The 13,848-nt window shown below is 69.9% G+C and carries 14 protein-coding genes; 9 read left to right on the plus strand and 5 right to left on the minus strand.

Going from position 1 to position 13,848, the window contains the following annotated elements:
* Window positions 1-86: 86 nt before the first annotated feature.
* From lysS to ACWEPL_RS18630, 4 genes are all read left to right on the plus strand, one after another.
* A complete protein-coding gene (gene lysS, locus ACWEPL_RS18615) occupies window positions 87-1,703 on the plus strand; it encodes a lysine--tRNA ligase (RefSeq protein ID WP_363977057.1) in 1,617 nt (538 codons plus the stop codon).
* Window positions 1,700-2,230 (plus strand): AAA family ATPase, encoded by a 531-nt coding sequence (locus ACWEPL_RS18620; RefSeq protein WP_452436916.1) that lies wholly within the window; start codon window positions 1,700-1,702, stop codon window positions 2,228-2,230. The genes lysS and ACWEPL_RS18620 overlap by 4 nt, the downstream gene beginning before the upstream one ends.
* Before the next feature lie 62 nt (window positions 2,231-2,292).
* A complete protein-coding gene (locus ACWEPL_RS18625) occupies window positions 2,293-3,027 on the plus strand; it encodes a glycosyltransferase family 2 protein (RefSeq protein WP_449962165.1) in 735 nt (244 codons plus the stop codon).
* Window positions 3,028-3,039: 12 nt separating this feature from the next.
* Entirely contained in the window at window positions 3,040-4,002 is a 963-nt protein-coding gene (locus ACWEPL_RS18630) for a ketopantoate reductase family protein (RefSeq protein WP_350732643.1), read from the plus strand.
* Here the strand turns inward: ACWEPL_RS18630 and ACWEPL_RS18635 are convergent.
* Window positions 3,977-4,504, minus strand: a complete 528-nt coding sequence (locus ACWEPL_RS18635) for a DUF6886 family protein (protein ID WP_363977066.1) — start codon at window positions 4,502-4,504, stop codon at window positions 3,977-3,979. The two genes, ACWEPL_RS18630 and ACWEPL_RS18635, sit on opposite strands and share 26 nt — an antisense overlap.
* Window positions 4,505-4,578: 74 nt before the next feature.
* Between ACWEPL_RS18635 and ACWEPL_RS18640 the strand changes: the two genes are divergently transcribed.
* A complete protein-coding gene (locus ACWEPL_RS18640) occupies window positions 4,579-4,935 on the plus strand; it encodes a hypothetical protein (protein WP_350732641.1) in 357 nt (118 codons plus the stop codon).
* A gap of 1 nt (window position 4,936) precedes the next feature.
* On the opposite strand, the gene ACWEPL_RS18645 is transcribed toward ACWEPL_RS18640, so the two are convergent.
* Entirely contained in the window at window positions 4,937-5,350 is a 414-nt protein-coding gene (locus ACWEPL_RS18645; RefSeq protein WP_313044104.1) for a hypothetical protein, read from the minus strand.
* A 62-nt stretch (window positions 5,351-5,412) separates the two neighbouring features.
* Between ACWEPL_RS18645 and ACWEPL_RS18650 the strand changes: the two genes are divergently transcribed.
* Window positions 5,413-7,314, plus strand: a complete 1,902-nt coding sequence (locus tag ACWEPL_RS18650; protein WP_452436917.1) for a sensor histidine kinase — start codon at window positions 5,413-5,415, stop codon at window positions 7,312-7,314.
* A gap of 3 nt (window positions 7,315-7,317) precedes the next feature.
* On the opposite strand, the gene ACWEPL_RS18655 is transcribed toward ACWEPL_RS18650, so the two are convergent.
* The 3 genes from ACWEPL_RS18655 to ACWEPL_RS18665 are packed head-to-tail and all read right to left on the minus strand — an operon-like array spanning window position 7,318 to window position 9,169.
* Window positions 7,318-8,241: a hypothetical protein gene (locus tag ACWEPL_RS18655; protein ID WP_452436918.1), complete on the minus strand. Its 924-nt coding sequence runs from the start codon at window positions 8,239-8,241 to the stop codon at window positions 7,318-7,320.
* Between the two features lie 25 nt (window positions 8,242-8,266).
* A complete protein-coding gene (locus ACWEPL_RS18660) occupies window positions 8,267-8,986 on the minus strand; it encodes an MBL fold metallo-hydrolase (protein WP_363977077.1) in 720 nt (239 codons plus the stop codon).
* A gap of 30 nt (window positions 8,987-9,016) precedes the next feature.
* The gene (locus ACWEPL_RS18665; protein WP_363977080.1) at window positions 9,017-9,169 is read right to left on the minus strand and encodes a hypothetical protein; all 153 of its coding nucleotides are present in this window, start codon (window positions 9,167-9,169) and stop codon (window positions 9,017-9,019) included.
* Window positions 9,170-9,579: 410 nt separating this feature from the next.
* Between ACWEPL_RS18665 and rho the strand changes: the two genes are divergently transcribed.
* The 3 genes from rho to ACWEPL_RS18680 all read left to right on the plus strand — a co-directional run bounded on the left by rho (window position 9,580) and on the right by ACWEPL_RS18680 (window position 13,838).
* Window positions 9,580-10,686 (plus strand): transcription termination factor Rho, encoded by a 1,107-nt coding sequence (rho, locus tag ACWEPL_RS18670; RefSeq protein ID WP_452436919.1) that lies wholly within the window; start codon window positions 9,580-9,582, stop codon window positions 10,684-10,686.
* Window positions 10,687-10,871: 185 nt separating this feature from the next.
* Window positions 10,872-11,921: a putative RNA methyltransferase gene (locus ACWEPL_RS18675; protein WP_452436920.1), complete on the plus strand. Its 1,050-nt coding sequence runs from the start codon at window positions 10,872-10,874 to the stop codon at window positions 11,919-11,921.
* Between the two features lie 144 nt (window positions 11,922-12,065).
* Window positions 12,066-13,838 carry a S9 family peptidase gene (locus tag ACWEPL_RS18680; RefSeq protein ID WP_363977088.1) on the plus strand — a complete coding sequence of 591 codons (1,773 nt, stop codon included), beginning with the start codon at window positions 12,066-12,068 and terminating at the stop codon, window positions 13,836-13,838.
* Window positions 13,839-13,848 lie beyond the last annotated feature (10 nt).

Genomic DNA, 13,848 nt, shown 5'->3' on the forward strand with positions numbered 1-13,848 from the left:
GGCGCGGGCCGTCCGGGACTGGCGACACGGAGGGTTTGGATGGTAACGCGTTGGCTTGGGTGACGCGGAGCCGCAAGAATGGCGCGATGGCGGAAAGTGCCGAGACCGACTGGGTCTCCAGGTTCGCGGACGAGGTCATCACCGAGGCGGAGCGGCGCGCGCCCGGCAAACCGATCGTCTGCGCCTCGGGCCTGAGCCCGTCGGGCCCCATCCATCTGGGCAACCTGCGCGAGGTCATGACCCCCCACCTGGTCGCCGACGAGATCCGGCGGCGCGGGGTCGAGTGCGTGCACCTGCTGTCCTGGGACGACTACGACCGCTTCCGCAGGGTGCCCGCGGGCGTCGACCCGTCGTGGGCCGAGCACATCGGCAAGCCGCTGACCTCGGTGCCCGCCCCTCCCGGGAGCTCGTACGCCAACTGGGCCGAGCACTTCAAGGCACCCATGATCCAGGCCTTGGAGGAGCTGGGCGTCGAATACCGCGGCATCAGCCAGACCGAGCAGTACACGCGCGGGGCCTACCGCGAGCAGATCCTGCTGGCCGTGCGCGAGCGCGCGAAGATCGACGCCGTGCTCTCCCGCTACCGGTCGAAGCAGGTGGAGTCGAAGCAGGTGGAGGAGTACTTCCCGTACAAGCCGTACTGCGACCTGTGCGAGCGCGACCTGACGACGGTCACCGCGTACGACGACGCGACCACCGAGCTGGCCTACACCTGCGAGTGCGGCTTCGGCGAGACCGTGCGCCTGGCCGAGCACGACCGCGGCAAGCTCGTCTGGAAGGTCGACTGGCCGATGCGCTGGGCCTACGAGGGCGTGGTCTTCGAGCCGTCCGGGGTCGATCACCACTCTCCCGGCTCGGCGTGGATCGTCGGCGACCAGATCGTGGGCGAGGTGTTCGGCGGCCGGCAGCCGATCGGCCCCATGTACGCGTTCGTCGGCATCACCGGCATGGCCAAGATGAGCAGCTCCAAGGGCGACGTGCCGACTCCCGCCGACGCGCTGGAGATCATGGAGGCGCCGGTGCTGCGCTGGCTGTACGCCCGCCGCAAGCCCGCCCAGTCCTTCAAGATCGCCTTCGACCAGGAGATCCAGCGGCTCTACGACGAGTGGGACGCCCTGGGCCGCAAGATCGCGGATGGTCAGGGGCAGCCCGCCGAGCTGGCCGCGTACAGGAGGGCGGTGGGCACGGCCGCGGGCCCGCTGCCCGCCACCCCACACCCGGTCCCGTACCGGACGCTGGCCTCCATCGTGGATGTCACGACCGGCGACGCCGAGCAGACCCTGCGGATCCTGCGCGATCTCGACGCGATCGAGACGCTCGACGAGGCCCGCCCCCGCCTGGACCGGGCGCAGCGCTGGGTCGATGCCCACGTGCCCGCCGGCGAGCGCACGCGCGTGCGCGAGGAGCCGGACGAGGAGCTGCTCGACTCGCTCGGCCAGACCGAGCGCGAGTCGCTGCGGCTGCTGTCCGACGGCCTGGACGACTGGTCGCTGGACAGCCTCACCACGCTCGTGTACGGCGTGCCGAAGCTCCAGGCGGGCCTGCCGGCCGACGCCAAGGCGACACCCGAGCTGAAGGCGGCGCAGCGGGCCTTCTTCGCCCTGCTCTACAGGCTGCTGGTCGGCCGCGACACCGGCCCCAGGCTGCCCACGCTGCTGCTGTCCATAGGCGCCGACCGGGTGCGGAAGCTCGTCGGCACGTGAACGGCGCCGTCCTGATCACCGGCGTCTCGGCCGCCGGCAAGTCCACCGTGGCGCAGGCACTGGCGGAGCGGCTGCCGCGCTCCGCCCACGTGCGCGGCGACACCTTCCGGCGCATGGTCGTGGGCGGCCGCGCCGAGATGACCCCCGACCTCGACGGCGAGGCGCTCCGCCAGCTGCACCTGCGTCACCGGATAGCGGCGAACACCGCGGACCTGTATTTCGATGCCGGATACACGCCAATAGTCCAGGACGTTATTCTTGGCCCGGACTTGGAACGGTTTACGAAATTGATTCATACTCGTCCTCTTCATGTAATCGTCCTGGCACCCGATCCGGATGAAGTGGATCGCCGCGAACGTGCCCGCCCCAAGGTCGGGTACGGCTCCGACTGGACGATTGCCCAGCTAGACGAGTCGCTGCGGACCGAGACCCCGCGCATTGGTCTATGGTTGGACACCACGCGCCAGACCCCCGGGGAGACCGTCGACGAGATCATCGAGAGGGCCGCGGAGGCGCAGGTCCGATAAATGACGGACCAATGCAAGGCAGTGTCAAGTGACTTGCATGCGTGGGGAGTCATCTTGATTCCATGAACAAGCAGCCTTTCGCCGCCAGCGTCAGTGTCAGTGTCATCGTCCCCGCGATGAACGAGGCCGAGAACCTTCCCCACGTCTTCGCGACGCTGCCCGACTGGATCGACGAGGTGATCCTGGTCGACGGCAACTCGACCGACGACACCATCGCCGTAGCGCGCAGGCTGCGCCCCGACCTCCGGGTCGTCGTGCAGAGCCGGCGCGGTAAGGGCAACGCCCTCATCGAGGGCTTCCAGGCCGCCCGCGGCGACATCATCGTCATGATCGACGCCGACGGCTCGACCGACGGCCGGGAGATCCACTCCTTCGTCTCCACCCTCCTCAACGGCGCCGACTTCGCCAAGGGCTCCAGGTACGCCCCTGGTGGCGGCTCGGACGACCTCAGTCCGATCCGCTCGCTCGGCAACAAGGTCCTCACCGGGATGACCAACCTGCTCTACGGCACCCGCTACACGGACCTCTGCTACGGCTACAACGCCTTCTGGGCCCGTCACCTCGACTCCCTCGAGCTCGACTGCGACGGCTTCGAGATCGAGACCCTGATGAACGTCCGCGCCGCCCAGGCCGGCCTCATCATCCACGAGGTCCCCAGCCACGAGCGCTCCCGCATCCACGGCGTGAGCAACCTGAACGCGGTGCGCGACGGCTGGCGCGTGCTCAAGACGATCATGCGGGAGCGTATGCGGGGGGCCGGCGTGCCGGCGCAGACCCAGGTCGCCCTCGCAAAGTGACATCCTTGGACAATGCGCTACATAGTGATCGGGGCCGGAGCAGTCGGCGGAACCATCGGTGCCCGCCTCCACCAAGGCGGGCACGACGTTCTCCTCGTCGCGAGAGGTGCCCACTACGAGGCACTCAAGCGTGACGGCCTGCGCCTGATCACCCCCGAATCCACCGAGACCCTCGACATCCCCGTCGCCGACGGCCCTGTCCCCGCGCGTGACGACGACGTGCTGATCCTGGCCACCAAGTCCCAGGACACCGTCTCCGCGCTGGCCGGCTGGCCCTCCGACCTGCCCGTGGCCTGCGCCCAGAACGGCGTCGCCAACGAGCGCATGGTCCTGCGGCGGTTCGACCGCGTTTACGGCATCTGCGTGTGGCTGCCGGCCCAGCATCTGGAGCCCGGCGTCGTCGCCGCCCACGGGCACCCGTACTCGGGCCTGCTCCACGTCGGACGTTATCCCCAGGGTGTGGACGACCTCGCCGAGCGGATCGCCGGCGACCTCGGCAAGCACGGCCTGGTGGGCCTGACCCAGACCGACGTCATGCGCTGGAAGCACGGCAAGCTGCTCAGCAACCTGGGCAACGCCGTGGAGGCGCTCGTGGGCCACGTTCCCGGCAGGGACAAGGTCGTCGAGGCGGCCAGGACCGAGGCCAAAGCCTTGCTCGACCGGGCCGGGATCACGTACTCCACGCCGGAGGAAGAGGCGAGCTTGCGCGGCCACCAGGTGGACGTCCGGCCCATCGAGGGCATCGTCCGCGGCGGCGGGTCGTCGTGGCAGAGCCTGGCCAGGAGCAGCGGCTCCATCGAGGCCGACTACCTCAACGGCGAGATCGTGCTGCTCGGCCGCCTGCACGGCGTGCCCACCCCGGTCAACGAGGTGCTGCGGCGCGAGGCCAACAAGTTCGCGCAGGAGAAGCGGCCGCCCGGCTCGATGCCGCTGGAGACCCTGCAGGCCCTCATCGACGGGCGTTGCGCAGCCTGATCCCGCTGAACTCCAGCGTGCTGGCGATCACCTCGTCCCAGAACGGCCACAGGCTGGGCAGCACCCTGAGCTGGATCCCCGCCTCCTCGTGCAGCTCGAACAGGTCGCCCACGCGTTCCGGCGGGCCGAGCGGCGTCACGGCGACCGTGGACACCACGGCGGTCGGCGGGTCGCCGATGGGCGCGAAGCCGTCCGCCGGCAGCCGGTACGCGTACAGCCGGACGTCTTTGACCGCCTGGAGCCAGCCGTACTCGATGGCGTGCACGCGATCGCCGCACCCCGCGCCGACGATCCGGGCCGTGTCCTCCTCGGTGGTGCGCGGCCCGACCCAGGCCATGGCCCGCGGGCAGGCGCGCGGGAACCAGTAGTCGGGGCAGCGGTCGCGATCGACGGCCCACACGTACGACTCCGTAAAGATCGAGGTCGGCGCCACATGCGGGACGAACCGCTCGATCGTCGGGTCCTCGGAGAAGTGGAGCACCTGCCCCGGCTCGGGTCTCATGATTGCAATCTTGGCGCATACCTCATCCCCGACAGGGCAGTGGAAACGGGCTCTTACGACAAGGGGTGAGTTGGATGATTCTGCTTGGAGTGCTCTTGGTCCTCCTCGCCGGCAGCGCCGTGGCCCTCGTCCTGACCGAGGAGAGCGCCAGGTACATCCTGTTCGGGTACACCTTCGAGCCCAATCAGGTGGAGATGTTCCTCGCCGGGGCGGCGGCCATGGCCGTCCTGGCGCTGGGCCTCTGGCTGATCGGCTCGGGCTCGCGCAGGTCCGCCAGGCGCCGCCGCCGGTTGCAGGGCGCCAGGGCCGAGGCCTCCGACCGGGTGGCCCGGCTGGAGGACGAGAAGCGCGAGCTGGAGAAGCGCCTGCGACACTCCCCCGAGCCGGGCGACCGACTGGTCGCGCGCGACTCGGAGGAGGCCAGGCCGTGAGTCACTGGCGCGAGGGCACCAGCTTGCCCTCGCGCCAGAGCGCGAACCCCGTGATGAGCGCGCCGAGCCCTTCCCAGAGCCCGACGCCGAAGAACTTGGCCGGCGCGGCCCCGGTCAGCACCAGCGTGGTGAAGACCGCGAACGTCACGAGCCTGAACGGCACCGTCCACCGGAAAAACGGCGTGTAGTCGTGAGAAGCCGCGAAAACGTAATAAACGCCCATGTTCACCGCCGCCATTGACGAGGCGGCCATATAGACCAGCGTGTAGTCACCGGCGGGACGGACATCGAGCACCTCGAAACCCAGCATGGCCAGCAGCGAGTCGGGTGAGACCAACCCGAGCAGGCCGAGCGCGAAGGCGAGGAATCCGAAGACCGCGATGGTCCAGCCGGAGAAAGAACGCGGAAGACGCACAGAAATCCTTCCAAAAGGGGGTGTACTCTGCGAGGCGATCTCATCTTGCACCCGGAGGTCGCATGCCCCCCACGCGTGGCCGCCCCATCGCCGTGAAACTTCTCGTCCTCCTGTTCGTCCCGCTGCTGTCCCTCGTGGGCCTGTGGGCGTTCGCCGCGGGCCTGACCGGCGGCGATGGCATGCGCCTGCTGTCGATCAAGGACTTGGCGACCAACCTGGCCGACCCGTCCGAGCGCGTCAACATCGAGTTGCAGGACGAGCGGCTGGTCTCCGTGGAGTTCCTGGTCAGCGGGCAGGGCGCCGCCAAGATGGCCAAGCAGCGCGGCGAGACGGACCAGGCCGTGACCTCGTTCCGTACGCTCGCCAAGAACCAGCGTGACCTGTCACCGGAGATGACCGCGCAGCTCGTCACGCTCAACACCAAGCTCGACCAGCTCGCGGAGGTCCGCCGCGAGGTGGACGGCACGACCGTGGCGCCGCTCGACGTGATCGACGGCTACAGCCAGATCGTGGACGCGTCCTTCCGCATGTACGACGCCATGGTGCTGGTGCCCGACATGGCCCTCTACAAGCAGGCCAGGGCGGTGACCATGCTGGGCGAGGCCAAGGACGTGCTGTCCAGGGAGCGGGCCATGGTCGCGATCGTGCTGGCCAGGGGCCGGGTCGAGCCCGCGGAGCACGAGGCGTTCACGGGGATGGTGGCCACCAGGCGGCTGCTGTTCTCGCAGGCGCTCTCGCACCTCGACCGCGACCTGCGCGGCCCGTACGCGCGGCTGGCCGAGTCACCGGTCTACAAGGAGTTCCTGGACGCCGAGGACGCCATCCGGGGCCAGGCGGCCACGAACGGCCTGCCCGTCACGGCCGCCACCTGGCCCGTCGACGGCCAGAACCTGTGGGCGGCGGTCGAGCGCAACCAGGCCCAGGCCGTCAAGAGCCTCGTGAGCCGGGTGACCCCGGCGGCCATCGGCATGCTGATCAAGATCGGGGTCGCGGGCGGCCTCGGCCTGATCGCCGTCATCGCGTCGATCATGCTCTCGCTGCGCTTCCGCAAGCGGCTGGTGCGCGAGCTGGCCGGGCTCCGCGACGCCGCCACGGAGCTGGCCGAGGTGCGGCTGTCCGGCCTGGTCAAGCGGCTGCGCACGAACACCGCCCCGCCCACCGCCGACGAGGTCGCCCCGATCGAGGTCAAGTCCCGCACCTCCGAGGTACGCGACATCGTCCAGGCGTTCAACGACGTGCAGTCCACGGCCGTCGCGGCCGCGATGAGCCAGGCCCGGCTCCGGCACGGCGTCAGCCAGGTCTTCGTGAACCTGGCCAGGCGCAACCAGTCGCTGCTGCACCGGCAGCTGCTCCAGCTCGACAGCATGGAGCGGGCGACGGAGGAGCCCGAGGCCCTGGCGGACCTGTTCAAGCTCGACCACCTCACCACGCGCATGCGCAGGCACGCCGAGAGCCTCATCATCCTGTCGGACCAGGCGCCCGGGCGCGGCTGGCGCAACCCGGTGCCGATCCTCGACGTGCTGCGCGCGGCCGTCGCGGAGGTCGAGGAGTACGAGCGGGTCGAGATCCTCCAGCCGCCGCCGGTCGCGCTGCACGGCGCGGTGGTCACGGACGTGGCCCACCTGATGGCCGAGCTGATCGAGAACGCCACCCTCTTCTCGCCGCCCCAGACCAGGGTGGACCTGCGGACCTCGACCACCCCGCACGGTCTGATGATCGAGGTCGAGGACCGCGGTCTCGGCCTGGTCAGGGCCGAGCTGGACGAGCTCAACGAGCGGCTGGCGAAGATGCCGGAGTTCGACCTGGCGCAGAGCGACCGGCTCGGCCTGTTCGTGGTGAGCAGGCTCGCGGCCAGACACGGCATCAAGGTCACTCTCGCGCCCTCCCCGTACGGCGGCCTGACCGCGATCGCCTCCCTGCCCTCGTCGCTCCTGGCGGATCAGCCGGTCATGAGCGGGCGGTAGCCCCTACGACACGACCTGGAGCAGCGCCTGGTTCTTGGCCTTGGCCGGCTCGGCCAGCCGCTGGATCTCGTTGCCCGCGCTGTCGAACACGACCAGCGTGTTGTGGGCGTGGCCGGCCGCGTGGGCGGCCGTGTGGCCGCCCGCGTGTCCCGGCTGCGCGGGCGCGGCGGCCATCCGCATCACGAGACGGCCGTCCGGCAGGTAGTACGCGCCGATCGCGTTGCCCTTGGCCGGCAGCTTCAGCCTCTTGCCCGTCGGGACCTCGACGATGACCGGCTTGAACGTGGTGGGCCAGGTCCTGGTGCCGGACGCCTGCGCGCCCTCCGGGAACGCCACGACCGCCTTGCTGCCGTCGGGCGACAGGCTCTGCACGTGGTTGATGGACTTGACGTTCTTGACCATGGCGGTCTTGCCCGTCTTGGTGTCGAGCCGGTAGAGGGCGTCGCCGGTGCTGGTGTAGCCGGCGAGATAGCGCCCGTTCCCCGCCCAGGCGAGGTGGCAGACGCCCTTGGACACGCCCAGCTTGTGCGGGGCGTTGCTGCCGTCGGCCCGGACGGCGTTGATCGTGCCGTTCGCGCTCGGGTAGGCCACCTTGGTCGAGTCGGCGGACCAGACCGGAGTGAGGCACGGCGTACTGCCCTGGAGACCGCTGACGATCGTGCTGGTCTTGCCGCGCTGCCTGATGTTGAGGTTGCCGCTCTCAGTGATCCAGGCGGCCTTCGTGCCGTCGGGCGACGCGGCGAACTGCGTGGCTCCGAAGCTGGCGAGCTGGTGCCACTCGCCGGCGGCCGTGTATCGGCTGAGCTGGTTGCCTGCCGCCGCGTAGACGGCGGCCCCGGACAGATCAGGCGTGGGCGCCGCCCACGCCGCCGACGGGACGACCAGAGCGGCGCCGAGTGCGGCACCAGTCACAATGCGTATCTTCATGATTACACATCGTGCCTGGAAAACGTCACAAACGCAGGAACGGCTCGCCGAAGTGAGCGGTCGCGAGAATCGCGCGCTCGGCCCTGAGCGCCGCGAGCACCTCCGTCCGCGTGCGCGCGGCCGTCTCCTGATCGTCGTCGTAGGCGTACCGGACGGCCGGGTCGTCGAGCTGCACCGGGTGGAGCACGAGGTCGCCGGTCATGGCCACGTCGCCGACCCTGGCGATCTGGTGGCCCGGCGTGTGCCCGGGCGCGTGATGCACGTGGACGCCCGGTGAGACCTCGGCGTGGCCCTCTACGACGTGCAACTGCCCCTTGATCGGGGTGAGGAGCCGGTCGAGCACGAGGCCCTGCGCGGCGTCCACCTCGGCCTGCTGGAGGACGTACCGGGCGTTCTCGAACGCGGGCCTGCCGTCGGTCACCACGCCGCTGGCGTGGTCGCTGTGCAGGTGCGTCAGGACGACGGTGCCGATCTCGGCGGGCGAGACGCCCGCGGCGGCCAGCTCGCCGGCCAGGGTGCCGGGAACGGGGGCCCAGCTCGCGGCCGGTGAGTCTTCGTCACCGATGCCGGTGTCGACGAGGGTCAGCCGACCGGCCGCGTCGCGGATCAGATAGCAGTGGAAGTGCAGGACCCAAGGCTCGTCCTGGAGCCCGGAATCGGGGAACATCTCGGCGAGCGGGCGGCGGATCGCCGCTCCCATGGGACCTACGGCGTCGCAGAGCGGCGTCACCTCGACGCCGGACACTGTTATAGATGTATGCGGCACTCGCCCAGATTAGGCGGCTACGGCTACCTGCTGCTGACGCGGAACGAACTCGTTCTCGATGTCGGCCGCGTAGACGGCGCGGCAGCAGTGCGCGCACCTGTACACGATCGGGCCCTCGTCGAGCTCGTGGTGGCACCGCGGGCAGTGGTTGACGGTCTTCATGGTGCTCCCCCAAGGAGTTTTCTGTTGGTCCTATGGAACCCTCACCGAGTTGCAGGGGTCCTGCATGTCACTTGACACGATGGCGCTGCTTCGACGGGGGCCCTATGCCCTCCGGCACACCGGGTGCGGTAATTTTCCTCGCAGTACGGTGCCGAGAAGAACATTGTCATGCCCCCCTGCCCGCGTCCGTGGGAGAAACTCCGAGAACGGTCCGGGAATAGCCCAAGAGGGCTAGGCGTTGACTGGACCAGATGGTGTGGTATCTTGCCACCAGGCGTCGAGCTTCGGCTCCGCTGATCTTCATCTGAGTCTCGCCCCGGTTCTCTCGAGGGGCCCGGCTTCCTTTCTTTTCGCACCGCGCCCGACCGCTTTCGGGCTGGTCCGGCGCATTCCCCCAAAGGGGTTTCACCATGTCTGTACACATTCCTGAGCAGCGTGCGGACGTGCCCGTCCGCCAGGTCGAGGGCCTCCTGGACGTACGCGAGAAATCCGCGTTCCTCCGGGCCGGGCACCTCCCCGGACCCGGCGACGTGCGCCTCACGCCCGACAAGGTACGGCAGTTCGACCTGCGGCCCGGCGACCACGTCGTCGCGTCGTTCGCCGGCAACAAACTCGTCGGCGTCACCTCGGTCAACGGCGCCGCGCAGTGGCGCGACCGGCCCGGGTTCGCCGAGCTGACACCCGTACATCCGACCGAGCGGCTCCGCATCGAGACCGAGTCGCTCAGCACGCGCGTCATCGACCTCTTCGCGCCCATCGGCAAGGGGCAGCGCGGCCTCATCGTCGCCCCGCCCAAGGCCGGCAAGACCATGGTCCTGCAGGCGCTGGCCGCCGCGATCACCCGCAACCACCCCGAGGTGCACCTCATGGTCCTCCTCGTGGGCGAGCGGCCCGAGGAGGTCACCGAGATGCGCGCCACGATCTCCGGCGAGATCTTCTACTCCACCTTCGACCACCCCGACCGCGACCACACCGCCGTCGCCGAGCTGGCCATCGAACGCGCCAAGCGGCTCGTCGAGTCCGGCCGGGACGTCGTGCTGCTGCTCGACTCGCTGACGCGGCTGGGGCGGGCGTACAACAACCTGGCGCCCGGCGGCGGACGGGTCCTCACCGGCGGCATCGACGCCGGGGCCCTGTACCCGCCCAAGCGCTTCTTCGGCGCCGCCCGCAACGTCGAGGGCGGCGGCTCCCTCACCATCCTCGCCACCGCCCTGGTGGACACGGGGTCGCGGATGGACAACAACCTGTACGAGGAGTTCAAGGGGACGGGGAACATGGAGCTGCACCTCGTCCGCGAGCTCGCGGAGCGGCGGCTCTTCCCGGCCGTGGACCTGGACGCCTCGGGGACCCGGCGGGAGGAGATCCTGCTGCACACGGAGGAGCGGCAGGTGGTGTGGCGGCTGCGGCGCATGCTCACCTCCCTGGAGAAGCGGCAGGGGCTCGAGATCCTCGTCGACAAGCTCCGCGCCACCCCCTCCAACGCCGCCTTCCTCCTCGAAGCCACCACCGCCGCCTGACCCCCCACCCCGGCGCGCCACCTCACAACGGAACCGCCCCCATGAGACGCCCGCCCCCTTCACCGGAACCGCCCTCAAAGGACGCACACCCCCACCCAACGCGCGCTCCGATCGGCGGCGTGGTGAGGCGCACGTCAGGAGCCAAGCCCCGCCCCGTGGGGAGGGTCCCGGGGTGGTGGACGAGAATGGGCGGCATGCTGGCCGATATCGTCGAATACCTAGCGTGCCCCGTCTGCCGAGCCACCCTCCGGCTCGACGCCGGCGCGCTGCGGTGCGCTCAAGGGCACGCCTTCGACATCGCCAAGCAGGGCTACGTAAGCCTCCTGGTCGGCAACAAACCCCCGGGAACGGCCGACAGCCCCGAGATGGTGGCCGCGCGGGCGCAATTTCTCGACGCGGGCCACTACGCACCGCTGCACGACGCAGTAGCAGAAACTGTACGAAAGTACGCGTGCAGCAAGAACGTTCCAGCAAAACGTGAGTACTCCACCGAAACGAATGACGGCACGGGGCTGAGGGCGTACCGTGGGGCGGGAGTGGAGGCCGGTTACGGCGCTGGATCAACGGATCCCGCGTACGAGCCGGAAATCGACGGTGAGCGTCGCGCGGAGGGCAGGGCGGCGCCGTTGATCGTCGACGCAGGCGCGGGCACCGGGCACTACCTGGCGGCCGCGTTGGACGCGGTGAACGATGGCATCGGGATGGCGTTCGATGTGTCGAAGCACGCTGTACGCCGGGCGGCGCGGGTGCATCCCAGGGCAGGGGCGTTCGTGGCCGACGTGTGGCGTCCGCTCCCCATCAGGGATGGGGTGGCCGATGTGGTGATGGACGTGTTCGCGCCCAGGAACGGGCCCGAGTTCGGCAGGATCCTGAGGCCCGGCGGCGTCGCGGTGGTCGTGACCCCGGCGGCGCGGCATCTGAGCCCGCTGGTCGAGGAGCTCGGGCTGCTCTCCGTGGACGACGAGAAGGACCGCAGGCTGGCGCGGAGCCTGGAGGGCTTCACCGAGGTGGAGCGACGTTCGGTCGAGTTCGAGATGGAGCTGGGGCATGACGGCATCGCCCAGGTGGTCGGGATGGGCCCGAGTGCGTGGCATACCGACCCGGCCGAGCTCGACAGGCGAATAGCGGGATTTATCTCCCGAAATGCCATGAACAGACAGCAAAAAGTAGTAACGCACGCAGCGTTTCACCTGTCTATCTTCGAGCCCGTACCCCGATCAAGACCCGTTCCTTGACGGGCATGTGGGACTGGTGTTACTGATGGGGCATTTAGTCCGAAATTCCCCCACATTCCCTGAGTTTTTCCCCGGAACACGCGCAATACTGGACGGCATCCCGCGCCCGGAGGCACGGGACATCAATGGGAGGGGGCGCACCGGATGAAGGCGGAGGAACGCTGGCAGGCCAGGTTCCGCGCGTCGCGCATGACGCTGCCGTCCTGGGCACGCCAGGCCCCCAACCGCTCCATCTACCGCTCCAACGCCACCGGCACCTGGGAGGTCTACGCCTGGGACCGCGTGAGCGGCGCCGTCCGCCAGGTCACCGACCGCCCGAAGGGCACCGCGTACGCCGCCATCGACCCCACCGGCCAGTGGATCTACTGGTTCGCCGACACCGCCGGCGACGAGTTCGGCGTGTGGTGGCGCCAGCCGTTCGCCGGCGGCCCCAACGAGCCGGTCGCCCCCGACCTGCCGCCGGGCCAGCCCGGCGGCCTCGCCCTGTCCACGACGGGCGTCGCGGCGATCAGCATGGCCAGCGAGGGCACGTTCAGGATCCATGTCGTCCGCGTCGGCGGCCCGGCGAGTCTCCTGTACGAGCACAGCGAGGCCGCCTGGGTGGCCGACATGTCCCTCGACGGCTCGCTCATCGCGATCAACCACGGCGAGTACGGCGACTTCCGCCACCCCGCGCTCCGCGTCGTCCGCCCGAGCGGCGAGACGGTGGCCGAGCTGTACGACGGGCCCACCAAGGGCGTCACCGGCCTGCACTTCGCCCCCGTCGTCGGCGACCGCCGCCTGCTGGCCCTGCACGAGCGCCGCCAGCGCCACGAGCCCCTGGTCTGGGACCCGGTGAGCGGCGAGCAGCGCGAGATCTGGCTGAGGGACCCCGGCGACCTGAACGCCGAGTGGTACGACGACGGCCGCGGCCTGCTCATCCTGCGCGACCACCGCGCCCGCACGTACCTGCACCGCTACGACCTCGCGGGCGGCGGCCTGACGCTCATCGACACGCCGCACGGCGTGATCGAGGAGGCGTCTCCCCGGCCCGGCGGCCACGTCGAGTACTCCTGGTCCAGCGCCTCGCGCCCGCCGGTCATCCGCTCCAGCAGCGGCCAGGTCGTGGTCAATCCCGGCGGCCCGCCCGCCCCGCCGAGCGTCCCCGTCGAGGACATCGACGTCGACGGCGAGGGCGGCCGCATCCACGCGCTGGTCTCCAAGCCCGAGACAGGCGTCGCCCCGTACCCGGCCGTCTTCCTGCTGCACGGCGGCCCGACGGCGCACGACCGCGACGCGTTCTCGCCGGAGGTCGCGGCCTGGGTGGACGCGGGGTTCGCGGTGGTGCGGGTCAACTACCGGGGCTCGACCGGGTACGGCTCCGCCTGGCGCGACGCGCTGCACGGCGACGTCGGGCACATCGAGCTGGCCGACGTGGCCGCCGTACGCCAGGTCGTGGTCGATCGCGGCATCGCCGACCCGAACCGCATCGTGCTGGCCGGCGCGGCCTGGGGCGGCTATCTCACGCTGCTCGGCCTCGGCACCCAGCCGGAGCTGTGGGCGGCCGGCATCGCGGCGGTGCCGATCGCCTGCCACCAGACCTCGTACGAGGACGAGGCGGAGAGCCTGCGCGCCTACCACCGCGCGCTGCTCGGCGGCTCACCCGACGAGCAGCCGGAGCAGTACGCGGCCAGCTCCCCCATCACCTACGTCGACCAGGTCAAGAGCCCGCTGCTGATCCTCGCGGGCGAGAACGACACGCGCTGCCCGCTGCGCCAGATCGAGAAGTACGTGGCCAAGCTGGCCGAGCACGGGCGCGAGCACGAGGTCTACATGTACGACGCCATCGGCGGCTCGCTCGTGGTGGCGGAGCGGATCGCGCAGACCGCCCTCCAGCTCGAATTCGCCAGGAAGCACCTGGATCACAGTGACATTTGACACACTGTAA

This window comes from Nonomuraea sp. NPDC004186, assembly GCF_053603495.1.